Source organism: Mucilaginibacter rubeus (assembly GCF_003286415.2).
Taxonomy (GTDB): Bacteria; Bacteroidota; Bacteroidia; order Sphingobacteriales; family Sphingobacteriaceae; genus Mucilaginibacter; species Mucilaginibacter rubeus_A.
In genome coordinates this window covers 4,246,826-4,271,826 of sequence record NZ_CP043450.1, presented here as the reverse complement: position 1 = coordinate 4,271,826, position 25,001 = coordinate 4,246,826, and the positions used below count along the sequence as shown (strand labels likewise).

Annotated in this window: 21 protein-coding genes; 11 read left to right on the top strand and 10 right to left on the bottom strand. The window is 41.5% G+C overall.

What is annotated here, in order from left to right:
- Positions 1 to 251: 251 nt before the first annotated feature.
- From DEO27_RS16720 to DEO27_RS16710, 3 genes are all read left to right on the top strand, one after another.
- Positions 252 to 1,298: a hypothetical protein gene (locus DEO27_RS16720; RefSeq protein WP_112567844.1), complete on the top strand. Its 1,047-nt coding sequence runs from the start codon at positions 252 to 254 to the stop codon at positions 1,296 to 1,298.
- Between the two features lie 215 nt (positions 1,299 to 1,513).
- Positions 1,514 to 2,020, top strand: coding sequence for a GbsR/MarR family transcriptional regulator (locus DEO27_RS16715; protein ID WP_112567846.1), 507 nt, complete (start codon positions 1,514 to 1,516; stop codon positions 2,018 to 2,020).
- A gap of 74 nt (positions 2,021 to 2,094) precedes the next feature.
- Positions 2,095 to 2,466, top strand: coding sequence for a hypothetical protein (locus tag DEO27_RS16710; protein ID WP_112567848.1), 372 nt, complete (start codon positions 2,095 to 2,097; stop codon positions 2,464 to 2,466).
- Between the two features lie 71 nt (positions 2,467 to 2,537).
- Here the strand turns inward: DEO27_RS16710 and DEO27_RS16705 are convergent, their stop codons facing one another.
- Entirely contained in the window at positions 2,538 to 2,885 is a 348-nt protein-coding gene (locus tag DEO27_RS16705; RefSeq protein WP_262714145.1) for a PleD family two-component system response regulator, read from the bottom strand.
- A gap of 1,103 nt (positions 2,886 to 3,988) precedes the next feature.
- On the bottom strand, positions 3,989 to 4,345 hold the full coding sequence (locus tag DEO27_RS16700; protein ID WP_112567852.1) for a response regulator: 357 nt from the start codon (positions 4,343 to 4,345) through the stop codon (positions 3,989 to 3,991).
- A 351-nt stretch (positions 4,346 to 4,696) separates the two neighbouring features.
- On the opposite strand from DEO27_RS16700, the gene DEO27_RS16695 reads away from it, so the two are divergent.
- From DEO27_RS16695 to DEO27_RS16675, 5 genes are all read left to right on the top strand, one after another.
- Positions 4,697 to 6,013: a gluconate:H+ symporter gene (locus tag DEO27_RS16695; RefSeq protein ID WP_112567854.1), complete on the top strand. Its 1,317-nt coding sequence runs from the start codon at positions 4,697 to 4,699 to the stop codon at positions 6,011 to 6,013.
- A 14-nt stretch (positions 6,014 to 6,027) separates the two neighbouring features.
- Entirely contained in the window at positions 6,028 to 6,840 is an 813-nt protein-coding gene (locus DEO27_RS16690; RefSeq protein WP_112567856.1) for an alpha/beta fold hydrolase, read from the top strand.
- Between the two features lie 108 nt (positions 6,841 to 6,948).
- On the top strand, positions 6,949 to 7,299 hold the full coding sequence (locus DEO27_RS16685; protein WP_112567858.1) for a glycine zipper domain-containing protein: 351 nt from the start codon (positions 6,949 to 6,951) through the stop codon (positions 7,297 to 7,299).
- A 145-nt stretch (positions 7,300 to 7,444) separates the two neighbouring features.
- A complete protein-coding gene (locus tag DEO27_RS16680; RefSeq protein ID WP_112567860.1) occupies positions 7,445 to 8,662 on the top strand; it encodes a hypothetical protein in 1,218 nt (405 codons plus the stop codon).
- 129 nt (positions 8,663 to 8,791) lie between these two features.
- Positions 8,792 to 10,030, top strand: coding sequence for a multidrug effflux MFS transporter (locus tag DEO27_RS16675; RefSeq protein ID WP_223817972.1), 1,239 nt, complete (start codon positions 8,792 to 8,794; stop codon positions 10,028 to 10,030).
- A gap of 127 nt (positions 10,031 to 10,157) precedes the next feature.
- Here the strand turns inward: DEO27_RS16675 and DEO27_RS16670 are convergent, their stop codons facing one another.
- Together DEO27_RS16670 and DEO27_RS31485 are read right to left on the bottom strand one after the other, a co-directional pair.
- Positions 10,158 to 10,565: a lipocalin family protein gene (locus tag DEO27_RS16670; protein ID WP_112567862.1), complete on the bottom strand. Its 408-nt coding sequence runs from the start codon at positions 10,563 to 10,565 to the stop codon at positions 10,158 to 10,160.
- A gap of 162 nt (positions 10,566 to 10,727) precedes the next feature.
- Positions 10,728 to 10,889, bottom strand: a complete 162-nt coding sequence (locus DEO27_RS31485; RefSeq protein ID WP_190295110.1) for a hypothetical protein — start codon at positions 10,887 to 10,889, stop codon at positions 10,728 to 10,730.
- A 288-nt stretch (positions 10,890 to 11,177) separates the two neighbouring features.
- Here DEO27_RS31485 and DEO27_RS16665 point away from each other — a divergent pair, with 288 nt between their 5' ends.
- Positions 11,178 to 13,067, top strand: coding sequence for an SPFH domain-containing protein (locus DEO27_RS16665; protein ID WP_112567866.1), 1,890 nt, complete (start codon positions 11,178 to 11,180; stop codon positions 13,065 to 13,067).
- Between the two features lie 525 nt (positions 13,068 to 13,592).
- Here the strand turns inward: DEO27_RS16665 and DEO27_RS16660 are convergent.
- The 3 genes from DEO27_RS16660 to DEO27_RS16650 all read right to left on the bottom strand — a co-directional run bounded on the left by DEO27_RS16660 (position 13,593) and on the right by DEO27_RS16650 (position 15,187).
- Entirely contained in the window at positions 13,593 to 14,147 is a 555-nt protein-coding gene (locus tag DEO27_RS16660; RefSeq protein WP_112567868.1) for a DUF1572 family protein, read from the bottom strand.
- Between the two features lie 94 nt (positions 14,148 to 14,241).
- On the bottom strand, positions 14,242 to 14,739 hold the full coding sequence (locus DEO27_RS16655) for a hypothetical protein (protein ID WP_112567870.1): 498 nt from the start codon (positions 14,737 to 14,739) through the stop codon (positions 14,242 to 14,244).
- Positions 14,723 to 15,187, bottom strand: a complete 465-nt coding sequence (locus DEO27_RS16650; RefSeq protein WP_112567872.1) for a hypothetical protein — start codon at positions 15,185 to 15,187, stop codon at positions 14,723 to 14,725. Before DEO27_RS16650 ends, DEO27_RS16655 begins: the two co-directional genes overlap by 17 nt.
- 247 nt (positions 15,188 to 15,434) lie before the next feature.
- On the opposite strand from DEO27_RS16650, the gene DEO27_RS16645 reads away from it, so the two are divergent.
- Positions 15,435 to 16,598, top strand: coding sequence for an acyltransferase family protein (locus tag DEO27_RS16645; RefSeq protein WP_112567874.1), 1,164 nt, complete (start codon positions 15,435 to 15,437; stop codon positions 16,596 to 16,598).
- A 448-nt stretch (positions 16,599 to 17,046) separates the two neighbouring features.
- Here DEO27_RS16645 and DEO27_RS16640 read toward each other — a convergent pair whose 3' ends face one another.
- From DEO27_RS16640 to DEO27_RS16630, 3 genes are read right to left on the bottom strand one after another with little or no spacing between them, the layout of a single operon-like run.
- Positions 17,047 to 18,036, bottom strand: coding sequence for an MlaD family protein (locus DEO27_RS16640; protein ID WP_112567876.1), 990 nt, complete (start codon positions 18,034 to 18,036; stop codon positions 17,047 to 17,049).
- 30 nt (positions 18,037 to 18,066) lie between these two features.
- The gene (locus DEO27_RS16635) at positions 18,067 to 18,840 is read right to left on the bottom strand and encodes an ABC transporter ATP-binding protein (RefSeq protein WP_112567878.1); all 774 of its coding nucleotides are present in this window, start codon (positions 18,838 to 18,840) and stop codon (positions 18,067 to 18,069) included.
- An 11-nt stretch (positions 18,841 to 18,851) separates the two neighbouring features.
- Positions 18,852 to 19,661 (bottom strand): MlaE family ABC transporter permease, encoded by an 810-nt coding sequence (locus DEO27_RS16630; RefSeq protein WP_112567880.1) that lies wholly within the window; start codon positions 19,659 to 19,661, stop codon positions 18,852 to 18,854.
- Positions 19,662 to 20,166: 505 nt separating this feature from the next.
- On the opposite strand from DEO27_RS16630, the gene DEO27_RS16625 reads away from it, so the two are divergent.
- Positions 20,167 to 24,285, top strand: coding sequence for a hybrid sensor histidine kinase/response regulator transcription factor (locus DEO27_RS16625; protein ID WP_223817971.1), 4,119 nt, complete (start codon positions 20,167 to 20,169; stop codon positions 24,283 to 24,285).
- Positions 24,286 to 25,001: the final 716 nt, after the last annotated feature.

Sequence of the window (25,001 nt, the reverse complement as noted above, 5' to 3'; positions counted from 1 at the left end):
TGTGGATAACACTTCTTTTAACGAAGGTAATACTAAAGATAATATCCGTGTGGAAAACTTTAAAATTGTTGAGTATTGCCGTGGCACCGGCAGCGGATAATCAAAGGTAATGATTAAGCGTTAAACGGTGCAATTTATTTGTATTTTGAGCATTATAGCAACTTAGGAGTAATGTTCTCCATCTTTTATTTTTATAAGTTATGAATGGTGTTTTTAACAGGGTGGGACTGTGGTTGCCGGTGATTTTGTGCATGCTTGTATTTTATCCGTTAAATTCAAATGCACAAAAAACAAACGCCGAAATTGTTTTAACAAACAGGGCTTTAAATGAAAAAGCAACCGAGTTTTATGTAGCCAATGTTATTGATGACAGGCCCGACCGAATTGCTGTTGCCTGGCTATTGCCCACTCCTGGTAATTCATTGACTCAGAAATATAAAGCTGATTTTCGGGATGGGGCCGCTGCCGTTATTAAGCAATTTGCCGATTATGCCATTCCCGCTAATAAAACTTTACGCCCGGTTGTTATCCGCGTTAAAAAATTGAGGCTTAATGAAACGGCTATGGCAGATGGCCGTGTAGAAGGGCGGCTGGAAATACAGTTATGGTTTGAATTGAAAAAGGATGAGGGAAATGTGCATTTGATTGATTATCCCGCCGCCACAACTTATTATCGTAATGCAGCGCAACAGTACGATACCGGTCAACTGATAAGCCGCTCGCTTGAAGCTGGCCTTGAGTTTTTTAATAAATGGATAAATCGCGAAGCGGATACTAATATTAAGCTTGCTAAAGGAGTGAAGCTGATCTTCAGTGACTACTCGGAACAGTCCGAAGGCGATACCATCTATTACTCGGCAAAGCGGCCGCTGACCTGGGATGATTTTAAGGATAAGCCACGTAGTGAAAAGTATATTGCCGAAGTGCTGCCCAGTCTTGGTTACACTGAGCAAGTAGAAGTAATAAAATCGATAGTTGTTGTGCGGATAAGTATGCGTGTGTTTTTACCTAAAAGTGCCGCCTGGGTGAAACCAGAAGGCCGAACAAGTTACGCGCTAAATCACGAACAGCGTCATTTTGATATTGTGAAAGTGGTTGCCCAGCATTTTAAACAGGCACTTATGGATATGAAACTCCCGGTTGGTAATTATGATGGCTATATTAACGTACAATACCTCGACTCGTACCGGGAGATGAACCAACTGCAGGATCAATATGACGCAGAAACTACCCATGGCACAAACCAATATTATCAACAGGAGTGGAACAGGAAGATAGATGGGTGGTTGAGGAATTAGATTTTAGATGTGAGATTAGAGATATGAGACGAAAGAGTAGATCGTTGTTGATAATGTTCTGAAACCTGAATTGTATTAGTTCGTTCAACTTTAGCCTTTAGCCTTTAGCCTTTAGCCTTTAGCCTTTAGCCTTTAGCCTTTAGCCTTTAGCCTTTAGCCTTTAGCCTTTATTTTCATTTTTTTTTGAAAGTTTAAAAACTTATCTATATTTGTGCATGGAATTGGCAGAGGCAAAGCTGAAGTTTATTGAAGCCTGGGGTAAGCTGGGATCGGAGTGGGGGATTAACCGCACCATGGCCCAGGTACATGCCTTGCTAATGATTTCGCCGGAAGCTTTGACTACAGAAGAGGTAATGGCCGAGCTAAGCATCTCACGCGGAAACGCCAACATGACCCTGCGTGATTTGATTGACTGGGGACTTGTTGAAAAACAACACAAAACAGGCGAACGTAAAGAGTTTTTTTATGCCGAGAAAGATGTGTGGACTATTGCCCGTCGGGTAGCAGAAGAGCGTAAAAAACGTGAGCTTACACCTATTATTAAAATACTTGATCAGTTAGGGGCAGTTGAAGGTGATGCAAAAGATCCGGCCTATAAAACATTTAAAACAACGGTTACTGATATCAACAAGCTGGCAAACAACGTGAATAAAACATTGGATACCATGCTTAAGGCCGAAGAGAACTGGTTTTTTGGTTCGATATTGAAAGTGTTCAAATAAAATTTTTTTAAATATAATTTTCAGTTTTTACTGAAAATTCTAAATTATTAATAATAACTAAATCCTAAAACGTCATGAACTACTTTATTTTAACTTACGTGATTTACCTGTTGGTAAGTATTGCATTAACAGTATGGGTTGCCCGGGTACTGTTTAAAAATGGTCGAATATTTTTGGTGGATATTTTTCACGGCAACAACGAACTGGCCGATTCTGTAAATAAACTGTTGGTGGTTGGCTTCTACCTCATCAATATTGGCTACATGAGCCTGGCGCTTAAGGAGTATGGCGCTGTTGGTAGTATGCAGGTAGTGGTTGAAGTACTAAGCTATAAAGTAGGCTGGATAATTTTAATATTGGGTGGTATGCATTTCCTAAACCTTGTCATTTTCTTTAAGCTGCGTAACCGCGCTAAACGGGAAAAGGCATTTGATATAAATGTTTAATTTTTAGTTTTTTGTTTTGATTTGACGGGGTGGGCGAGTATTTGCCTGCTCCGTTTTTTGTTAACAATATATCAGGCGGCGCTCTTTAATTGCCGGCTTACTGCGCTTAGCAACACATCAATATCAAAGGGCTTGGCTATAAAGTCATCAGGTGATCCTGTCTGGGTAAGAATGCCGGGATTATGGCTGGCTGAGATTAAAATAACGGGTATATTTTTAGTTTCCTGCTGATTTTTAAGGGTTTTGCAAAGCTCGCGGCCATCTAAATTCCCCAACATAATGTCGAGCAAAATTAAATCTGGTTCATGTTGTTTTATGCGGTCGAATAGACTTCTGCCTTCAGCTAAGGTTTCTACCTCATAGCCTGAATCTTCCAGTATGTATTTTATTATCTCTAAAATATCTTTATCGTCGTCCACCGCTAATATCCGTCGCATATGTAAAAAATAAAATGATTCAGCAAAAAAGTTTGATCTTCAGTAAGATATTGCGTCTTTTCAATAACTAACAATTATTTGCAAGCAAATTTTATACCAAGCGTTATTTATTAATTGCTTGAATTTTATTACAGATATTTATACGCTTTATAACTATAGCGCCCTCTCAGCGGTAAAAACAACTATACAGTTTATTGTACACAAATAAGGTCGGTGTCAAAAAAAGCAGAATAATTGGTCACGCACAGGCAGTGCCTTTTATTGCTTAAAAGATAGGGACGGAGGAGGCATGAAGGGGAATTTATAGGTTAGCTTTTGTTTATGAAAATGTGTGCTGACTTTTTGCATTTAGCACAAAAATATTTCCTGACTGGTATAAAAAATAACACATTTTTCAAAAACCAACTCCTTTTCATCTGGAAATGGTAAGGATGTCCGCACTTTGAACAGTAGTATCTTTTTCTCGAGGTAACTTCGCTTTCTTCCACAAATTTTTAATAAGACGGATGCAAAATACAATATCCGTATTATTAGAGGATAGGAAAATATAGAAAAATACTTTTAAGTAGGTAAAAGTTTCTTTTTTTGAAATTTATTAAACTAACTATCTCAATACATACCGTTTGCGCTGACATCTGTAGCACATATATCTTTTTAAAGGAAGGAAAAACAGCAGATTTTTAACAAGAAATCCTCTCGGAACCCGGTTGTCGAGTTCTGACTTACATCTTGGGCATACCGGAGCCTTTTTTAGTTCCGTTTTTTCTTGTTCATTTATCGATAGTACCATAATACAATCAGGGGTTATTGTATTTAACTAATTGTTTAATATTAACTTATATATCAAAGTTAAGATAATTGTCAATATTTTAATCAGCTTGGTGAAATATTGATAAAAGCTTAAATAATAGTCGGAAATAGAGTCTTATTTACAACCGTAGGTTCTTTTTTCTCTTTTTTTTAATTTTTTTATAATTACACCTGAGAAACAGGTTGAGAAGGCAGATAATAAAAGTTAAAAATTATTAACGCAAAGAAGAGAATAAATCGATCTGATGCCTAAAATTGAGAAATTGCCCCTGGTATTAAAGCAGGTTATTAACTTTCTCGACAAGTTCGGCCAGGTCAAAAGGTTTATTGATTATGGCGTCACAACCATAGCTAATTAACTCGCTATCGTTACTAACATAAGCCGAAAAGATAATTACCGGAGTATTGCCAAACCGGGGATGAACTTTAATGTTACGGCAAATTTCGCCGCCGTTTGTGCCGGCAACCCGATAGTCCAGAATAACCAAATCAGGCTCAAAACTTTCAAGCAAGGGAAGTACATCGGTACTTATAGATGTACTTTTAACTTCAAACTGCTCGTAAGTAAGGGTTTCGTGAACAATATCAAGGATGTCCTGGTTGTCATCCAATACTAAAATACGCTTTACCATAATAAAAATTAAAGAAATAAATGCCGAAAAGGTATTAAAGTATGCTCGTTAAAAAATACAGAATTCTGTAAATAATGGTTTGGGCTTAAATCTTAATCGGATAAAACTTTAATGCAAAATTAAAACTATTTTTTATATAATTATATGAAGCCGATAAAAACATGTTGTGGTTATTATCATGTTATCTTGTGTTTAGGTGAATAATGATTAAAAAACACCAGTAATTTAGCTAATATCGCTATAGTTAAAAGCATTTACCATTTAAAATCTTAAACCCAAAATTTGTTATTACTTTAGTTGGCACCAGAACAGCATGTTGTGGTGTAAAGCCCTAACCTAATATATAATTTAATGGTATTGTTAACTATCCTTTTTTGTATCATCTTATTGGTTTTGCTGGTGAGCCTCATTAAGGTAAACCCTTTTATTGCGTTCCTGATTGTATCTATAATTGCAGGTTTATTGCTGGGGATCCCTATTAATAAAGTAACCGCCTCTGTACAGAAGGGCATGGGCGATATTATGGGACAGTTGCTTATCATTATTTGCCTGGGCGCCATGCTTGGGAAACTTGTGGCAGTAAGTGGGGCTGCGCAAAAAATAGCCGGGGTACTTGTTCATGCCGTAGGCGAAAAATATATTCAATGGGCGCTGGTTGTTGCCGGGTTCATTATAGGTATCCCGCTATTTTACGGCATTGGCTTTGTGCTTATGGTGCCGCTCATATTTTCGGTAGTTTACAAATACAAACTGCCTGCGGTTTACATCGGCTTACCTATGCTGGCCTCATTATCTGTAACTCATGGTTTTTTGCCCCCGCACCCTTCGCCATCGGCATTAGTTGCGTTGTTCCATGCTAATATGGCAACTACCTTTATTTACGGCCTCGCGATTGCAATTCCGGCCATTTTATTGGCCGGTCCTGTGTTTGCCCAGTTTCTTAAAAAGATCCCGTCCGAGCCGCTGGCCACCTTCAGGGCCGAGGAATTACCTGCCGAAAAACTTCCCGGCGCGTTTAACAGCTTTTTTACCGCTCTGCTGCCGGTTTTACTTCTGATGCTTACCGCGTTTTTCCCATACCTCAATATTAAAGACCCGGGCATATCAAAAGTGGTTACTTTCCTTGGTGATCCTTCAATAGTTATGTTGATAGCCCTTTTAGTGGCTACTTATACCTTAGGGGTAAAACAGGGTAAAAGCATGGGGCAGCTTGCAGGCAGCTTTACCGACGCTGTAAAAGACGTAGCTTTAATATTATTGATCATAGCCGGTTCTGGTGCGTTTAAAGAAGTTTTAACAGCCAGCGGCGTAAGCAGCCAGATAGCATCGCAATTGGAAGCGCTTAATTTACCTCCTTTGCTGCTTGGGTGGGTGATAGCCGCTATTATCCGTATTAGTCTGGGCTCGGCTACTGTGGCAGGCTTAACGGCTGCAGGCATTGTAGCGCCGCTGGTTTTACAAAACCATGTTAACCCCAACTTAATGGTGTTATCTATTGGTGCAGGTAGTCTGGCATTCTCGCATGTAAATGATTCGGGGTTCTGGTTATTTAAAGAGTATTTTAATTTGAGTATTAAAGATACTATCAAATCCTGGTCGGTAATGGAATCACTTGTTTCTGTTATCGGGCTTGCAGGCGTAATGATCATTAACTTGTTTGTTAAATAAAAACTCTACCTGTTATGAAAAAGCTATCGGCAAGTTTATGCCTGTTTGTTTTTATGCTGATGATCGGCAATTGTGTTAGGGCGCAACAGGTTGCGGCAGCCGGCAACTATTACAACTCTTTTGATGGTGCTAAGATCTATTACGAAGTAAAGGGCGATGGCTTCCCGGTAATATTGGTGCATGGCTTTTCGGGGACAGGTGAAGGCTGGAAAAAAGGACAGCTATATAATGATCTGTTGACAGCAGGCTACAAAGTGATCATATTAGATCAACGAGGTAACGGACGATCGGATAAGCCACATACCGATGCCGGTTATGCCAATGATGCAGAAGCTAAGGACATTATGGGCCTGGCCACCAGCCTGGCGCTGAAACAGTATGATATAGTTGGATACTCACGCGGATCTATCATTACTTCGCGGGTATTTGTACTGGATAAGCGCGTTCAAAAAGCTGTAATGGGCGGTATGGGCGATGCTTACACCAATCCCGAATGGCCGAGAAGAATTCATGCGTATAAGGCTTTAATGGGCGATACCAGTTTTCATGATGTTGACGGGATGATCAAATACATCCGCAGTAATCCTTTTGATGAGCTTGCGTTGGCCTATCAACAAAAATGGCAACCATCTACCAGTAAACAGGAATTGGCCAAAGTGAAAATTCCGGTGCTGCTGATTGACGGAACCGAAGACCATGATAATGGTGATGAAGTTGCCCTTAATAAACTTATCCCCGGCTCAAAACTGGTACACGTTCCCGGCGATCATAACAGCGCCAGTCGTACTGCCGAATTCTCAAAAGCGGTACTGGATTTCCTGAAATAACCATTGTCAGCTAACAATCAGTTTGTTTAATTTTTAAACGGCTATTTTCAATAACGGCCTGCTATTTGCATAAGTGTATTTGTTAACACTTATTAAATACATACCACAATGAAAAAGTTAGTGATATATATGTGCTTTTTAATTGGCCTGATGCTAACTATCAGTATTAATGCCGATGCACAAACTACTCAGAAAAAAGGGATCAGCAAACAAGGTAAGGGTGCCATTATAGGTGGTGCCGGTGGTGCCATTGCCGGCGGACTAATTACACATAGTGCCGGTGGCGCTTTGGTTGGTGGCGCGCTTGGTGCCGGTGGTGGTTACATTATTGGTAATGAAGCCCGCAGGCGCGAGGAAAAAAGGCAACGCGCCGCCCGCATAGCATGGCGCAGGGCACATCCTCACCATCACTACACCACAACAAAAACAACGGTAACTAAAACTACAACTTACCATTAATTTAACTGCTTGTAAAAAAGGCCTGTAATTTATAATAGTTACAGGCCTTTTTATTTTAAATTAAAATTTAACTAAATTGAAGCGATTGGGATGTTTTATCCGTTATTAACATTATTAACGATCAAACAGAAGGCTTAGTAACACGATGGGGAAAGGATTATTTGTAATTGTTTTATGCTTTATTCCGGCTATGTTGCTGGCGCAGGAACCAGTTACGGATACCATTATTAGTACTAAAAAAGATACAGTACCGCAGCGGGATGTTATTGATATTGTGCGTTCGTTTTTTAAAATTAAGCCCCGGCAGCAAACCACCGAAAGAAAAAAGATCTACTTTTCTGTTTTTCCCACCTCAACAACTGACGGCCGGAGCGGTGGCAAGGCACTGTTCACTTCAACAACTGCCGGCTTTTACCTTGGTGATGCGGCTACCACAAACTTGTCAAGCTTTACTTTTACCCCTTATTTTAATTTGAAAGGGAGATACGGCTTACCTATCCGCTCAAATATCTGGCTCAATAATAATGAATGGAATATCCAGGGTGATACCCGGCTGATGGTTTATCCGCAGTATACCTGGGGCTTGGGAGGTAACCAGGGGCCACAGGACAAATTTTTGGTGAATTACAATTACCTCCGCTTTTATCAGAGTGTGTTAAAACAAATCAAGCCTTATTTCTATGCCGGTTTAGGTTACAATCTTGACTACTACATGGACATAGAAAGCAACGGCGATCAGAATTTGCGAAAGTTTACCGGCTATAAATATGGTACCGCTGCCGATCAGGATGCTTTTTCATCGGGCATTACGCTCAATTTACTATACGATTCCCGCAGAAATTCGATTAATCCATTACCCGGAGCTTATGCCAATATAGTTTACCGTGTTAATGCCAAAGCTTTTGGTAGCCATACCGATTGGAGATCGTTGTACATCGATACACGTAAGTACGTGCAATTAACCAACTCCGGCCCTAAAAATGTACTGGCTTTCTGGGCTTTTTTCTGGACAACACTTACTCCCCGAACACCATATCTCAACCTGCCCAGTCTTGGCTGGGAGCCTTATCAACGGTCGGGTAGGGGATTTCCGCAAAGTCGCTACCGTGGCGATAGGCTTGTTTATTTTGAAACTGAATACAGGAGGGACATTACCCGAAACGGCTTACTTGGCTTTGTGTTATTCGCAAATGTAAACTCGGTTACTGAGCCAGAAAATCATGCTTTTGTATACTGGCACCCTGCTGGTGGCACGGGCTTGCGTTTCAAGTTTAATAAAAAAGCAGGCACCAATATTAGTCTCGATTACGGAGTAAGTAAAAACTTCTCGTCAATAAGTCTTAATTTAGGCGAGGCATTTTAGCGGCTTTAGTTCATGAATCATAGTTCATAGAGAGAAACCTATGAACGATTGCCTGAACGTTAAAAATCACTACAAACTATAATCTAACATTTCGATGATTCATGGACTATGATCTATGAACTATCAACCATGAACCAAACACGCATGACCAAACAAAAATATACTGTGCTGATCCTGATATTAGGATCGCTCACAGCCCTTGGGCCTTTTTCTATCGATATGTACCTGCCGGGGTTCACGGCTATTGCTAAATATATGCATACCAGTACTGATGAGGTAGCGCTATCGTTATCAAGTTATTTCGTTGGCATAGCTGCCGGGCAATTGCTTTACGGACCTTTGCTCGATAGGTTTGGTCGCAAAAATCCATTGTACTGGGGGCTTGGCCTCTATATCGTATCATCGATGGGGTGTTTCTTCTCAACATCGCTTGAAATGCTTATTGTGCTTCGCTTTTTTCAGGCGGTAGGCAGCTGTGCGGCAAGTGTGGCAGCCATGGCTATGGTGCGCGATCTGTTTCCCGTTGAGGATAATGCCAAAGTATTTTCATTGCTGATACTGGTACTTGGCGCATCGCCCATGTTGGCCCCTACGGCTGGCAGTTATATTGCCGCCGCTTTTGAATGGCAAATCATTTTCCTGGTGCTAACCATTATAGCCGTGTTGATATTGGTATCAGTAATATTCTGGCTCCCCGAAAGCTATCAGCCTGACCCTTCGTATTCCTTAAAGCCCGGGCCGATAATAGGGCATTTTATAACTGTTTTAAAAGATGCACAGTTTGTAACGTATGCCATAGGTGGGGCGTTCGCGTTTGCCGGGCTGTTTGCCTACGTTTCGGCATCGCCTATTGTGTTTATCGATGGTTTTAAAGTGAGCGGAACTCAGTTTGGATGGATCTTCGCCGGGCTTTCGGTTGGTTTTATCGGCTCAAGTCAGCTAAACAGCGTGCTGATTAAAAAATACAAAAGCGAACAAATGATTGGCGCAGCACTGATTTTAATGGTAATAATCTCAGCTGTGTTTTTTATAGGCTCATTAAATCACTGGTTTGGGATAGCTGGCACTATCGCTATGATATTCGGCGTGTTATGCTGTATAGGTATAGCCGCACCAAATACTTCCGCGTTATCACTTGCTCCGTTCACAAAAAATGCCGGTTCGGCTTCGGCAATATTAGGTGCTTCGCAGATGGCTGTTGGGGCGCTGTCATCTATTGGTATCTCGGTAATAAAACAACATAGCTCGCTGCCTATGGCGGCTGTTATGATTTGCTCATCAATATTGGCGCTTTTAATTGTGTTTATAGGCAAACGGTTTATCAAACACAAAGTTGAAGCCAGTGGTGATGTTATGGTTGCGCATTAGGAACCTTGATTTTCTTGATTACAGGATACACATGAATTAAAAATTACTTGCAAACGCTGCCGCAAGGCTGTGCCTTGTGGCAGCGTTTGCAGAATTTACGCCATGTATGTTGACTCCCTGCTTTCGCTTAAAACTTGCTTGCCCTTAACGCTGTAACTTTTGATCCTTCAGGGCCGGTACTTTCAAACACTATTTTGTTTTCGGTTAATTCAGATATTGTAAAAACAAAGTTTCGGGTTTTCCCATCGGGTAGTTTCTCGGTTACATTCATGTTGCTGCCATCAAGGGTAAATGTTCCGTGCGAAAGGAATTTGCCGCCCCAAACTATCAGGAACTTCATTTCGGGAGTAAACTGGATATAGGGCACGTTTTCGTCTAACTCGGCTTTCTTCACAGTATCCGGCGGACTGGCATTTGGATGTTCAATTTTTACGTACTTCCATTTGCCGGTAAGTGTAGTAACCGAAACTGTTGGTTTGCATGATGTCAGGAATAACACTATGGCCGCAAACAATAAAAAGCCTTGTTTTATCATAACAGAAAATGTTTGGATAAAACTATACAATTGCTTTTAAAATTGGAAGCATAAACCAAGAGAGTGAGATTGAAATTTACTCTTTCAAAAGCCGCATGGTTCATATATCAGGAAGTGAAAAACCAGGCTTGTGACTCCCGGCTCAGAACTATCGACTTTATACTATTTATTCTTAACTCTTTTTCTTGCGCGTTCTTCGGCTTGTTTCACTTCGTCTTTTTCACTCAATGGGCCTTCAGTTTTGAGCTCTTTAGATTTTTGAGCCCCGGTTTTAGTAGTATCTGCCTTGCTACCTTCTTTTTTGATGTCATCGGCGGTGTTCATGGCTTTATAAGTTAAGTTTATATTAAACAACCTGTATTTGTTTAACTACGGGTATTGTTAAATGTTTTTACAAAAAATGATCTAAAATTTACTTTCTGTGTATCAAATAATTACATGGATTTGATGTGCCCCGAAAAATATTTTTAATTTTTTTCGTAACAAAGCATAATTGCAACTGTCTTAATGACACTATATAGCCAAGGTACTCTTCCAGGTAAGCTATAAGTATTGTGAGGGCCCGCACCTTAAGGGTTCCGTTAAAAAAAATCAAAAACAATCTTTAAAAAAATGGACAATCTAATTGTTAGTCTGTGGTGGGTTATACCTGTCATAGTGTTAGTGCTGATGTACAAATTTGTTTTGCGCGTATTTTGCGGCATGGTCATCGTTCCTGACGACCGTATTGGTTTGGTGATCAAAAAGTTTGCCTTAACAGGTAACAGCCGATTGCCAGATGGCCGTATCATTGCTACACAAGGGGAAGCCGGTATGCAGGCCAAAGCGCTTGCCCCGGGCCTTTACTGGAAGATGTGGCCATGGCAGTATACCATAGTAATGCAACCCTTTACCATCATTGAGCAGGGTAAACTGGGCCTGGTGAAAGCTAAAGACGGTGCACCGTTTGATACCGGCCGTGTGCTGGGTAAGCCGGTTGAGTGCGATAAGTTTCAGGATGCTATAGCCTTTTTGGATAATAATGGTCAGAAAGGGCCGCAGGCAGCTTTTCTTACCCCGGGTAGCTACCGTATCAATGCCTTTTTGTTTGAAATCGAGATGGTGCCTATCACCCAGATCCATGAAAACAAAGTGGGTATTATTACTACCCTTGATGGTGAGCCGCTGAATAAAGGTGAAATAGCCGGCGAATCGGTACATGGGCATAAAAACTACCAGGATCCTATAGCTTTCATTAATGCGGGAGGCCGAAAAGGTTTGCAGGAGGATGTGATACTGGCCGGTACCTATTACCTTAATCCATGGTTTGTGAGTGTTGAACAGGTAGATATGATCTACATACCTATTGGTTACGTGGGCGTTGTGAACTCATTCGTTGGTCCGGAAGGTAAGGATACCAGCGGCGATAATTTTAAGCACGGTAATATTGTTAAACGCAACGAAAAAGGTGTTTGGGATGAGCCGCTTGACCCTGGTAAGCACCCGGTTAATATTTACACCCACGCGGTTGAGATTGTACCAACAACCAATATCGTATTGAACTGGGCCGATAGCCGTACCGAATCGCACGAGTTGGATAAAAACCTTTGTACCATTACCGTAAGGTCAAGCGATGGTTTTACCTTCAACCTTGATGTGTCACAAATTATCCACGTGCCACGTAACGAAGCACCAAAAGTGATTGCAAGGTTTGGTAAAATGAAAAACCTGGTATCGCAGGTGTTGGAACCAACCATTGCCAACTATTTCCGTAACTCGGCCCAAAAAAGTGATGTGATCGGCTTCCTGGCCAACCGTATCCAAAGGCAAACAGATGCCCGCGAACACATTGGTCGTGTGCTGGAAACCTATAACGTAATTGGTGTAGATACCCTGATAGGTGACATAGTGCCACCTGCAGCGCTAATGAAAACCCTTACCGACCGTAAGTTGGCCGAAGAGGAAAAGGTTACTTACGAGATCCAGCGCCATGCGCAAATTGAACGTAAGGAATTTGAAAGCGCCCGTGCCGGTGCCGATATGCAGCCAGAGGTAGTAAAATCAACCCGCCAGGTTGAGATCAATACCCAGATGGCCGCTTCAAGGGTTGCCGCCTCAAAAGGTGAGGCCGAAGCTAAAACCATCAACGCTAAAGCTGATGCCGAAGTAAGGATCACCATAGCAAAGGCTGATGCCGAAGCTAAAACTGTTAACGCCAAGGCTGATGCTAATGCTACAGAGGTTAACGGTTTGGCCGAAGGTGCTAAAATCAAAGCCATAGGTTTATCAGAAGCAGAGGTTACCAAACAAAAAACCGAAGCCATGGGTACCGAACAATATGCCATAGTGCGTGTGGCCGAGGCTTTGGCTGCCGCGGGCATCAGGTTGGTACCTGAAATACTGGTAAGTGGTAAAGACGGCGGTAGCGGCGGCATGATAGATGCCCTTATAGGCACAGAAATGCTGAAAAAATTGCAGATCGAAAACCAGGGCAAAAGCGACGCCACCACTAAAGGCGAATAATTGAAAGATCCTGTTGCATAAAAATTGTGATTGGATTATGTAATCCTTACAAATTATGCATCATGGCTAAGGTTTGTGATTGGAGATTTTTAAGGGAGAGTACATATAATTTCAAATCCTAAACCTTTTGTTGAAGAGAAATCAGAAGTTGGAGATTGGCGCGTAGTAGCCATCTCCAAATCAAGATAACGCGTTCTTTATACCTAAACCTTATTTAAAGACATCAGGGGTTGGAGATTCGGGGATTAGCGGCTGCGATAGCATCTGGTTTCACGAGCTAACCGTGCTGATAAATTGACGAGGCTTTTAACCTAAACCGATCAATTGAGCAAAGGCATTCCGCGAGGGGATGCCTTTTGTGTTTTATGGTAACAGGCGTTGTCATTTCCGACGAGCGAAGCGTGGGGTAAAAAGAAAGGCGAGGAGAAATCTTATACGCCTTGGTAGGCAGCCATGCTTGTTGGAATGGCTTATCGTATAAGATTTCTCACTCGTTCCTCGTTTCGAAATGACAATTTTTAGCTGTTACTTCTCATCCGTAAAATGCACCTTCCGTTTTTCCTGGGCAAATTTATCGGCGTTATAATTTTCAGATTGGCCTCTGGGTATTGATAACGAATGCCAGTTTTCGTTGCAGAGCATTTTCCCTAAAAAAACGATCTGCCCAACGTGGTAGGGGTAGTGCGCTAACTGGCGGTTAATGGCTTCCATAACGGTATGCCCCTGGTTACGGATATAGATAATCCTCTCGAGATCATTAATAGTTAGCGCGTCGAGTGTATCAAACAGGCATTTCCAGCCCTGGTTCCAGGCATCTAAAATAACCTCCCGGGTAGGAGTACCGGTTGCAAATTCGGCATCGCGGTTACGGGTTGGTTTTTCTCCGTCGGTGGTGAAAATATCCGTCCAACGGGAAATCATGTTGCCCGACAGGTGGTTCACGATCATGGCAATACTGTTCGACTCAGGGTTGTACTGCCAGCTCAATTGCTCGTCGGTAAGTTGTTCAAACGTTTTTTCGCCCAGTGATTTGTAATAGGCGAATTGCTTTTTTACGCTGGTTATATAATCGTTTTCCATAAGTTAAAGTTAGCGTTAATAGGTAATAAAAAAAGGCACCCTTATGGATGCCTTCAATATTTAAGCAAAGTGACGGAAATCTAATCTCTGGTCTCTATTTCTTTTTCAACTCCCTGATCTCCGTTTTTAATTCCTGCAATTGTTGTTGAGTTTGGCGGTTTTCGAGGTAAAAATATATCGCGAAGCCTAAGAAGATCTTTCCTAATACAAATACTGCGGCAAATACCCAGCGCCATGATTTATGCAGGCGCATGTGGTTTGATTCAGATTCAATGGAGATGAACTGATCTGGCGGAACTGTTCTTTCATAGCCATTATGTCCATGATCTGTCCGGAATTTTACAGGCTGTGCTGTGTAGGTATCCCGGCGAATAAGATCATCAATTTCGTTTTCAATCTTATCCCAAATTCCCGGAGGAGGAGCAATGGCCATATTGCCGGCAATTCTCTCCATATCTGTTTCCAATTGCTTCAGGGCTTCATCTACTTCAGGGTATTTCGCTTTCATGTACATCAGCTCCCTCACTTCCTCGTCGGTAGCTGCGCCCATTACAAAAACCTCCAGTATGCCACTATCAATGTACTCTTTCATTGTTTCGCTCGTTTCTGATAATGGTAAAACACTCTTTTAACGTTTTTCTTATTTGCTCTTCCGAATTATTGAGCTCTTTGGCAATATGTGATGTTGTTTTGCATTGATAATAAACACCAAGAAAAACCTGCTGTTGCAGTGGTGTCATCAATGCGATATGTTTATTGTTCACCCATGACATATTTTGCCAGGCCCGCCTGTCTGTTTCATTATCAAAGGTTTCAAAAAAATCAGCCAGTTTCTGTCGCGCCATAACCTGCAAGCGACAAAGCGCATTTACACCGGTTTTTGAAAGCTCCTCAATTTCGTTTGGAACATCATTAAAAACGGCTTGCAAGTATTGCTCTGCTACCTGTTTATCTTGTACTACCTCATGAATATATCCCAAAAGCTTCGCAGCGTAACTGTTATATAAGTTTCGGACGGCCACCGACTTGCTCTGGGCCATGGATGCAGATATTGATAGCTGCGAGTTCAAATCAGGGGTCAATTAAAGTGATATATTTTTAGTATTCAACGAAATATATAAAAATTATGTTACAAATTTAAAATAAAATTGTGCAAAATCTGTGAAGTAGGATATCGTATTTTACACTCCTGTATGTTGTAACTGGTTATGTAATAATTTACTACAACGTTGATTTGGGTGTAACATGTAAAAGTTTATACTGTCTTATTAATCGAAAAATAAGCCTATGCAGTTAAACAATATCCAACCTGCTGAAAATAATATTAAATATTCGGCGATACCAAAGTTGCTTTACATAGATAATTTAAAAATCGCGCTAACTATCCTGGTGGTATTGCATCATGCTTTTATCACTTATGGCGCGCCCGGAGGCTGGTACTTTGCAGATAAAACCACGCATACCGCAGCACTTATTCCCATGACGTTGTTTGTTGCTGTTAATCAGTCGTTTTTCATGGGGTTCTTCTTTTTTATTTCGGCCTATTTTACAGCGTCGTCATTAGAAAAGAAAGGTGCTGCGCGTTTTACTGCCGATAGGTTAAAACGTTTAGGAATTCCGCTGTTATTTTATTCGTTTATCCTGTCGCCGGTGTTGAGCTATATTGTTTATCGCTTCGCGGATGGTCACCAAATCACTTATTTCCAATACCTGAGTGGTTTTGACGGCTGGATAGATTTTGGAGTGCTTTGGTTTGTGGCTGCATTACTGTTATTCAGTTTGGTTTTTGTACTGATTGATCCAATTACAAAACCTCAAAGACAGCTTCAAAAAGCACCATCAGCTTTTGCTATTATATTATTTGCCGGTGGATTAGGGGTAGCCTCCTATATTGTACGCATAGTGTTCCCGATAGGGTGGGTGCTCAAGCCTGTAGGCTTCCAGTTAGGGCATTTTCCACAATATGTGGCCATGTTTTGTATGGGGATAGTGGCATCCCGAAGCAACTGGCTCAGCAGCTTTAATCTAAAAACAGGCCGGGTATTTGCCTGGCTGGCAGCTTTCATGATTTTGATCATGTTTCCTGCGCTTTATTTTGTGAAGGAAATCACCCATAGTTCAATAGCTACTTTGAGCGGAGAAGGGCACTGGCAGTCGTTAATGTATGCCTGCTGGGAACAGTTTACAGGTGTGTTTATTATGGATGCGTTATTGATTATTGCAAAGCACAGGTGGGCGAGGCAATCAGCAACGGGCAAAAGCATGTCACGGGCTGCATTTGGAGTATATATTTTTCATCCTTTGGTACTCATCTCATTATCAGTTATTGCTATAGGCTGGCCAATGGATCCGGGCTATAAATTGTTGATTGTTGGTCCGCTGGCTGTTGCCGGTAGTTTTCTATTATCGGCGGTGCTGGTGAAGATACCCGGAGTAAATAAAATTATATGATCCGATATTGGACAATGTATGTGCGTAATCGGACATTTTAAGAAGTTGTGATTTGTTTAATAAGTTGATTTTTAATTATTTAAAACAATGGCACGATATGCGTGTATAGTAAGATACAGGGTGAGATTTACCTGATTTAGTTGATCGATATCAGTGAGATGTTGTCGAGACTGCGTTCCGGGGTGAGATACGGAACGCATTTTGTTTTTTAGACTTCAAATGCGAGATCTGAAAGTATCGCTCTATTCAAGTAAAAACAGTTTGTCATTTCGAACGAGGTACGAGTGAGAAATCTAACACATTCGGTAAACTCAACAATACTCGTTCGTTAGGGCGTATAAGATTTCTCTTTCGCTCCCAATGCTTTTACCCACTTCTGCTCAGTCGAAATGACATTTTTTGTAAAACAGTAAGGAAAGCAAGATCTACTCAAAAAATAGCAGGCTCTTTATTGCTTCCCTTTCAAACTATCAGCTTTTGCTTTATCACGTTTTTTGAAAAAGCCACGCAGCAAAAAGTTATGTTGAGCTGCCTCAAGATCATCGTTTAATTTGATAGATGCCGCTTGCAGGTTATTAATGGCCGATTGTGTTTGTACTGCCGCTTTCGGATCATTTAGCAAAACGCCAAGGGCATTATCAGTACTGTTAAGCTTGTTGCTTGCCTTGGTAAGGTTGTTGGTAAGTGTTGATGCATTTGCCGCAGTTTGCTGTAGCTGTGTTACCGCTTGTTTGATCTGGCCGAAAGTAGCCGTATCTGTAAGCATTTTATCGGCAAGGCCACCCTTTGTATTCATTTTACGGCTAAACTGATCAAGTTGTACTGCCATCAAAGCTGCGCTTTGGGTGGTGGCCTGTAGGTTACGCATAGCACCTCGTAATTGTATAGCCATAGTACTATCAGCTAATAATGCGCCTACAGTACCTTTGCCTTGTAGTATATTGCGGCTTAATGATTTAAAATCGTTGGTGATGGCCAACAGGTTTTGGTTGTTATCCTGCAGGGTTTTAAGCATATCATCGGTCGAAAGCATTTTTTCTGATTGCAGTACATCGCCATCTTCAATTACCGGGGCTTGTGCAGTGCCGCCTTCTATTACGATGAGTTTATTACCTATTAAACCGTCCGATCCAATTTTGGCCATAGCGTTACGGCGGATGTATTGTTGGGTTGCCTCGTCAACATTCATATTAACCTCAACCTTTGATGGGCCAATGAATTTGATAGCACTGATGGTGCCCACTTTAACGCCCGAAAACCAGATAGCGTTACCTTTTTTTAAACCGGCAACATCGGTAAATATGGCGCTTAGCTTTATATTTTTAACAAAGGCTTTTTGCTGACCACCCAGGGTAAATACGCCCAATATGAACAATATAAGGCCGAGTGCCAGGAATATGCCTACTATAATTGATTTTCTGTTTTCTGCTGGATCCATATTAATGGTATATATCTTATCTAAGTGTTGTTATTCAATAAAGTTGTAGTCGTAAAAAGGTTTCACCCGGCTGTCGGTGGTATTAAATACTTCTTCGAAAGTGCCGGTACGCTGAAACTGCCCGTCTAAGAGCATAGCAATCCTGTCGCCGGTTTGTTTGGCGCAGGTAAGGTCGTGTGTTATGATGATAGATGATGTATTGTAACGCTGTTGTACCTCGTTAATGAGGTCATTGATCTCGATACAGGTAATAGGGTCAAGACCGGCCGTTGGCTCGTCATACAGCATGATCTCCGGATTCAATATCAGTGTACGGGCAATACCGATACGCTTACGCTGACCGCCGGATAGTTCAGACGGCATCTGGTTAATAGTTTGCGAAAGGCCTACCGCGTCAAGTACAGTTTCAACCGCGGTGTTAATCTCTCCGCGGGTGAGGTTACGTTTATTACGTACCAGCGGAAACTCCAGGTTTTTACGTACGGTCATACTATCGTACAAGGCGCTATTCTGGAATGAAAAGCCTATCCTGATGCGGAGTTTCTGTAGATCATCCTCGGTAACATGGGCAATATCCTGTCCAAATACCTTTACCATGCCTTCGTCGGGCTTCAGCAGGCCCGATATGATCTTGATCAATACCGATTTTCCGGTACCTGAGCGACCAAGTACAACAAGGTTCTCACCCTGGTAAAGGTCAAGATCTATACCGCGAAGTACGGCATAATCCTGGAAAGCTTTTTTTAAGCCCCTTATGCTGATAACCGGGTTATTTTGATCTGCCTGTACTGCTACTTTCTTCATATTTCAGTTAATTAGCGGAACCAGCCGGTTATCTGTACAATAATAACTTCTTCAATAAATACCAGGAACATGGCGGTAATTACCGCGCCATTTGCAGCTTTGCCCACACCCTCGGTGCCCTTATTGGAGTTGTAACCCTGGTAGCATCCAACAATACCAATGGTAAAGCCAAATACAATTGATTTGATGAGCGATGCTACAAAATCAGTAAAAGTTAATGGTTCAAAAACTTCCTGTATAAAGGTAGTCCAGGTGGTGCCCTCGTTTTGAGTAACGTTTAAGTAGCCGCCAAACAACGCTACAAAGCCGGTATATGTTGATAAAATTGGAATGGTAAGCGTGGTAGCCAAAACGCGCGTACATACAAGGTATTTAAAAGGTTTGGTGCCCGATACCTCCATGGCGTCTATCTGCTCGGTCACCCTCATAGAACCCAACTCGGCGCCAATGCTTGAACCTACTTTTCCGGAGGCTATAAGCGCGGTAACCAATGGGGCAAGCGCGCGCATAATGGCAATAGATACCAGCGAAGGTAGCCATGATTCGGCTCCAAATTGCGATAGCGATGGCCTTGATTGCTTGGTGAAAATCACACCAACAATAAAGCCTGTAACAGATATCAGTGTAAATGAACGTACACCGACCTCGTAGCATTGGCGTACCACTTCTTTAAGTTCAAAAGGCGGTACAAAGGCCTCTCTAAAAAAGCGAAGAATAAATTTATTAATATTATAAAGCGTCAAAAAAAAGTCGCTCAGGCTTTGTTTAAGCTTCGCTAATCTTTTGTTTGTGTGCTTTGGTATGCTTTGCGTATTGTCCATTCAATAGGTACTTGTATTAATATACGGTTACTTCTACAAAACCCGGCCGGAGTTTGTTTGCCATAATCGTTTTATTTGATTGAAATACTTTTTAAATCGTTTTAAGAACTTTTGTTTGATAAGTAAAATGAAATAAAAGTATTATATATCAGTGCTGTATTTTGATGCTATTAACGGTGATTTTAAATGTTTTTGTTAATTTAAAACTAAATATTGTAAAAAAAGTATTATATCTTACCTCGGTATAAAAAGTAAATTTGATAATAAACCAATTATAAATGCTGTAGCAAAACCCCGGCCAAAAAACACACCGGTTTTAAGCGGGCAAATTATCAAATACAGTGTTAATGGCAGATTAAATTACAGCTAATTAAATCCTTTTGACCATTTGGGTTAAATGTTTAAACTTATTTGCCTGCAAACCTAAAAGTTAAAATTTATATAGCGTAGTATAGCCCCTAAAAAATCGTTAATGAAGTGTAAAATTTTGATATGTTGCCTTTTTATGCTGTGTTTATCAGCATCATTGAGGGCGCAGTCAAATTCATTTCAATTTTCACGACTTGATATTAATAGCGGATTATCGCATAACCAGGTTAACTGTGTTTATAAGGATGATAAAGGTTTTATGTGGTTTGGCACCCTATCCGGGCTTAATAAATATGATGGTTACAAGATCAAAACTTTTAAGCATGCCAGCAATGATACTACCACTTTAGATGACGATTACATTGTTAGCATAAATCCCGGTCCTGAAAATAAACTATGGATAGAAACCCGGACGGGCTTTAACATCTATGATCCTGCTACCGAAAAATTTACCCGTAATTACAAAGATTTCCTGTACAAAATAAAGCTGTACGATCCTTATATCGCAGCTATTAAGAATGACAGGTTTGGGAACTTCTGGTTTTTGCACCGCAACAAAAATCAGGGGGTGTACAAGTATGACCCTAAAACAAAACTGCTTACCAATTTGGTGCATAAGGATAATGATGACAAATCCATTTTCACCAACATGGTCACTGATCTTTCAGTCGATTCGAAAAAAGGTATCTGGCTGGTATCCAACACCGGTGTTTTGGAAAGGCTTGATCCGGTTACTTACAAGGTTAATTATCGTAAAGCGCTGGGCGAGTTACCGCCCGGCTTGAGCTCATCATACAAAATATATATCGACAGTCAGGATGATATTTGGGTGTTTGTTCCAAGCTATTCATCTGGGGTGTTTTACCTCAATATGCAAAAAGGCGTATTTAAACATATTGGCAAAGGCCCGGCAGGTACCGGCTTAAATACTGATGTGGTATCTGATTTGGCAGAAGATGATCAAAACAGGATGTGGATAGCCACAGACCATGGCGGTATAAACCTGCTGGATAAGCAAAGTTTTAAATTAAGCTACCTGCTTAATCGCGAGGATGATTATAAAACCGTTGGACAAAACAGCGTAACCTGTGTTTACCGCGATTATTCGGGTATTATGTGGTGCGGTACCTACAAAAGGGGGCTCAGCTATTATCATCCCAGTATTATCAAATTCGCGGGGTATACTCATCACCTGAGCGATCCAAATAGCCTGCCTTTCAGCGATGTAAACAACTTTGCCGAGGATAAGCTGGGTAATATCTGGATAGGTACAAACGGCGGCGGACTTATTTATTGGGACCGTAAAGCAGGCAGCTTTAAGCAATATCTGCATAACGTGGGTGATAGTAATAGTCTCACCAACAATGTGATAGTTTGCCTGTTCATCGATCATGAGCAAAAACTATGGATTGGGACTTACTACGGCGGGCTTGATTGCTACGATGGCAAAACCTTTAAACACTATAAGCACATCGACGGCGCTGCAAACAGCATTTCTGAAAACCGGATCTGCTCCATTATGGAAGATAGCGGCCAAAACCTCTGGGTAGGTACTCTGTCTGCCGGTTTAAATAAGCTTGACCGGAGCCGGCAGGTAGTGACCAGCTATAAATTTGATGGCGACATCACTAAAAATACCATTCATTCAAACTACGTAAGCGCCCTGCTTGAAGACAGGCAAAAAAACATATGGGTGGTAACGGCCTATGGTGTTGATATGCTAAATCAAAAAACGAACAGGTTTACCCATTACCTGCATGACGATAAAGATCCCAATAGCCTCGTAAACAACAATACCAATAATATTTTAGAGGATAGCCGGGGGCTGATATGGATCAGTACACGTGAGGGGCTCAATATTTTTAATCCGGCCACTAAAAAGTTTACGGCGCTTACCAAACAGGACGGCCTGCCTGATAATACTACGATAGATATCAGGGAGGATGAAAGTCATAATATCTGGGTTAGTACGCCTAATGGATTGTCAAATATTGTGGTTGACAGGAGTAAACCTCAACTGCGATTCCATTTTATAAACTATAACGAAGCCGACGGGCTACAGGGGCGCGAGTTTGCCGAAAATTCATCGGTAAAAACCCGCGAAGGCGAACTGATTTTTGGCGGTGGTAACGGCTTTAATATTTTTAAACCCTCGGCCCTGCAGTTCAATAAAAGTAGCTCGGCGTTGTTGTTTACCGATTTTCAACTGTTTGATAAAAGTCTGGGCGTAGGCGAAAAGGTGAACGGACGAGTAATATTGCCCGAATCTATTTCCCAGCTTAAGGAAATAGTGCTTAATTATGATCAGAATGTGTTTTCGATTGAGTTTGCGGCGCTTACGTTCTTCAATCCCGATAAGGTAAAACTGCAATATGCCATGGAGGGTTTCTACGATGGCTGGATCTCGGTTGATAACAAGCTTCGTAAAGCCACCTACAACCTCGAGCCTGGCAACTATACCTTTAAAGTACGGGCAACCAATAACGAGTTCTGGAACGGAAAGGAGATAGCGCTGCATATCCGGATCCTGCCTCCATTCTGGAAAACTACCTGGGCTTATGTGTTTTATGCTTTGCTGGGCATTGGCGCGCTGTTTTATTTCAGGCAAAGGGGCATTAAAAAGTTAAGGGAGCAGTTTTCCATCGAAAAGGAACGTGAAGAGGCCCAGCGTATGCATGAACTCGACCTGATGAAGATCAAATTCTTTACCAATGTAAGCCATGAATTCCGTACCCCGTTATCGCTGATCATGGCCCCGGTTGATAAGATCCTGAAACAGGTAAGCGATCCCGAAACCCGGCGGCAGCTTACCATGATCACCCGGAATGCCAAACGTTTGTTGAATTTGGTTAATCAGCTAATGGATTTCAGGAAAATGGAATACCAGGAACTTAAACTATATAAACGATCGGGCAATATTATCAGTTTTATTAAAGAATTGTCGTGGTCGTTCACTGATATTGCCGATCAAAAGCATATCAGGTTTGTTTTTGATACTGATGTTGATGAGTTTGTTACCAGCTTTGATCATGATAAAATTGAGCGGATCCTGTTCAATCTGCTTTCAAACGCTTATAAGTTTACGCATGAGGGCGGACAAGTAAGTGTGCTGCTTAGCCTGAAGCAGGGCGATGAAGAGGAAGGATATCTGCTGGATATCAGGGTGGTAGATACAGGTATAGGCATCCCGGCGGCAAAGCGAGAGCGAATCTTTGATCCCTTCTTTCAGCATGATATCCCGGGTTCTATGTTAAACCAGGGCAGCGGGATAGGCCTTGCCATTACCAAGGAGTTTGTAAAGCTACACCAGGGAGAAATCTTTGTAGAGAGTGAGCATAACCAGGGGAGTTGCTTTACGGTGATACTGCCATTGCAAAAGGTTGACGAAGCATTGTTTACCGATACAGAATATCACCTGCAACATGATACGGAGTTCACCGCTGATAGCGATCTGACAAAGACCGTTCAACCAAAGGAAGCTCGTGATATCAAAAAGCCGACGGTGTTGCTGGTAGAGGATAATGAAGATTTCAGGTTTTATATTAAGGATAACCTGAAAGATGCTTTTAATATCATTGAGGCCGAAAATGGCAAAAAAGGCTGGCAAAAGGCATTGGCCCAGCATCCTAACCTGGTAGTAAGCGATATCAGCATGCCCGAGATGAATGGCATCGACCTATGCCGTAAAATTAAGGGTGATTCGCGTACATCACATATACCGGTGATATTACTTACTGCCCAAACCGGGGAAGAGCAGCAGATTAAAGGTCTGGAAACCGGCGCTACCGATTACATGACCAAGCCTTTCAACTTCGAGATCCTGCACTCAAAAATCAAAAATATACTCAGCCAGCAGGAAAAAATGCGTAAAACCTATCAGAAACAGGTTGACGTTACGCCAACCGAACTGCAGGTTGATTCGCCGGAGGAGCTGTTTATTAAAAAGGTTTTGATGCTGATAGATGCCAATATCGCTAACCCCAATTTCTCGGTAGAGGAGTTAAGCAGCGAGATGTTTGTAAGCCGGTATACCCTGTATAAAAAAATCCTTCAAATGACCGGTAAAACACCAAATGAACTTGTGCGGTCTATGCGTCTTAAACGTGCTGCGCAGCTGCTTGAAACCGGTCACCTTACCATATCTCAAATCTGTCATAAAGTAGGCTTTAAAAGCCAGAAATATTTTGTGCGCACTTTTAAAGCTGAGTTTAACAGCATCCCCTCAAAGTACCTGGAAGCCATGAACCAGGAGTGACCGTTGATTTTTCTGATGACGTTGATTACGCTGATTTTTTCACTGCCGTGGGTTTAAATACTGCCGCGGGTTTAGCGATAGTGTAACCCGGGTGTGGCATTGCTAAAGCTTCCAGCTTTAGCATTTAATATGGGTAAGTTTCTGGGAATGTTGGTTAAAAAAAACTATGTCATTGCGAAGATGTACGACGAAGCAATCTCGTAGCTATATCAGATCGGACATGCACTGGCTACGAGATTGCCACGTTTCGCTCAATGACATGGTTTTTGTTTGTTTTTTCAGGAAACTTTCGTCCTCCCAACGGCTGCGAGTAGGAGCCGAACCATAGCGGGCGAAAATTACAATTCTTTCCATTTTCAAAATTACCTTGTTTTATCACCTGATAAATCGCTCCTGGTGATACTATTATCGCATCCAAATGTCTTCATAAGTAATATTAACAGGTACACATTTGTAACTATTAGTGCCTTTTTATATCAATATTTTATATTAAATAATTGATAATGAGTGATTTGATTTAAGTTGACATTTGTGCCCCCATTTATCCACAACCGGGCTGTTGGTTGCGTATAATTTTACCATCGTTATGATAAATATTAACCATAAACATTTGCTGAGGCAAGGGTTGATATAAGCCTAAAAGATAACAAACCAATTTACAGGACAGGATAAACCCTCGGGGTTGAATGGTGGAACAGATGCTTTCAGAGGCGCAG

Coding starts and splice junctions, on each gene's coding strand:
- DEO27_RS16640 (WP_112567876.1), bottom strand. CDS start 18,036: ATGGATCCAGCAGAAAACAGAAAATCAATTATAGTAGGCATATTCCTG.
- DEO27_RS16670 (WP_112567862.1), bottom strand. CDS start 10,565: ATGATAAAACAAGGCTTTTTATTGTTTGCGGCCATAGTGTTATTCCTG.
- DEO27_RS16690 (WP_112567856.1), top strand. CDS start 6,028: ATGAAAAAGCTATCGGCAAGTTTATGCCTGTTTGTTTTTATGCTGATG.
- DEO27_RS16655 (WP_112567870.1), bottom strand. CDS start 14,739: ATGAAAGAGTACATTGATAGTGGCATACTGGAGGTTTTTGTAATGGGC.
- DEO27_RS16720 (WP_112567844.1), top strand. CDS start 252: ATGCTTGTATTTTATCCGTTAAATTCAAATGCACAAAAAACAAACGCC.
- DEO27_RS16675 (WP_223817972.1), top strand. CDS start 8,792: ATGAACCAAACACGCATGACCAAACAAAAATATACTGTGCTGATCCTG.
- DEO27_RS16660 (WP_112567868.1), bottom strand. CDS start 14,147: ATGGAAAACGATTATATAACCAGCGTAAAAAAGCAATTCGCCTATTAC.
- DEO27_RS16650 (WP_112567872.1), bottom strand. CDS start 15,187: ATGGCCCAGAGCAAGTCGGTGGCCGTCCGAAACTTATATAACAGTTAC.
- DEO27_RS16685 (WP_112567858.1), top strand. CDS start 6,949: ATGAAAAAGTTAGTGATATATATGTGCTTTTTAATTGGCCTGATGCTA.
- DEO27_RS16665 (WP_112567866.1), top strand. CDS start 11,178: ATGGACAATCTAATTGTTAGTCTGTGGTGGGTTATACCTGTCATAGTG.
- DEO27_RS16680 (WP_112567860.1), top strand. CDS start 7,445: ATGGGGAAAGGATTATTTGTAATTGTTTTATGCTTTATTCCGGCTATG.
- DEO27_RS31485 (WP_190295110.1), bottom strand. CDS start 10,889: ATGAACACCGCCGATGACATCAAAAAAGAAGGTAGCAAGGCAGATACT.
- DEO27_RS16710 (WP_112567848.1), top strand. CDS start 2,095: ATGAACTACTTTATTTTAACTTACGTGATTTACCTGTTGGTAAGTATT.
- DEO27_RS16635 (WP_112567878.1), bottom strand. CDS start 18,840: ATGAAGAAAGTAGCAGTACAGGCAGATCAAAATAACCCGGTTATCAGC.
- DEO27_RS16700 (WP_112567852.1), bottom strand. CDS start 4,345: ATGGTAAAGCGTATTTTAGTATTGGATGACAACCAGGACATCCTTGAT.
- DEO27_RS16645 (WP_112567874.1), top strand. CDS start 15,435: ATGCAGTTAAACAATATCCAACCTGCTGAAAATAATATTAAATATTCG.
- DEO27_RS16630 (WP_112567880.1), bottom strand. CDS start 19,661: ATGGACAATACGCAAAGCATACCAAAGCACACAAACAAAAGATTAGCG.
- DEO27_RS16625 (WP_223817971.1), top strand. CDS start 20,167: ATGCTGTGTTTATCAGCATCATTGAGGGCGCAGTCAAATTCATTTCAA.
- DEO27_RS16715 (WP_112567846.1), top strand. CDS start 1,514: ATGGAATTGGCAGAGGCAAAGCTGAAGTTTATTGAAGCCTGGGGTAAG.
- DEO27_RS16695 (WP_112567854.1), top strand. CDS start 4,697: ATGGTATTGTTAACTATCCTTTTTTGTATCATCTTATTGGTTTTGCTG.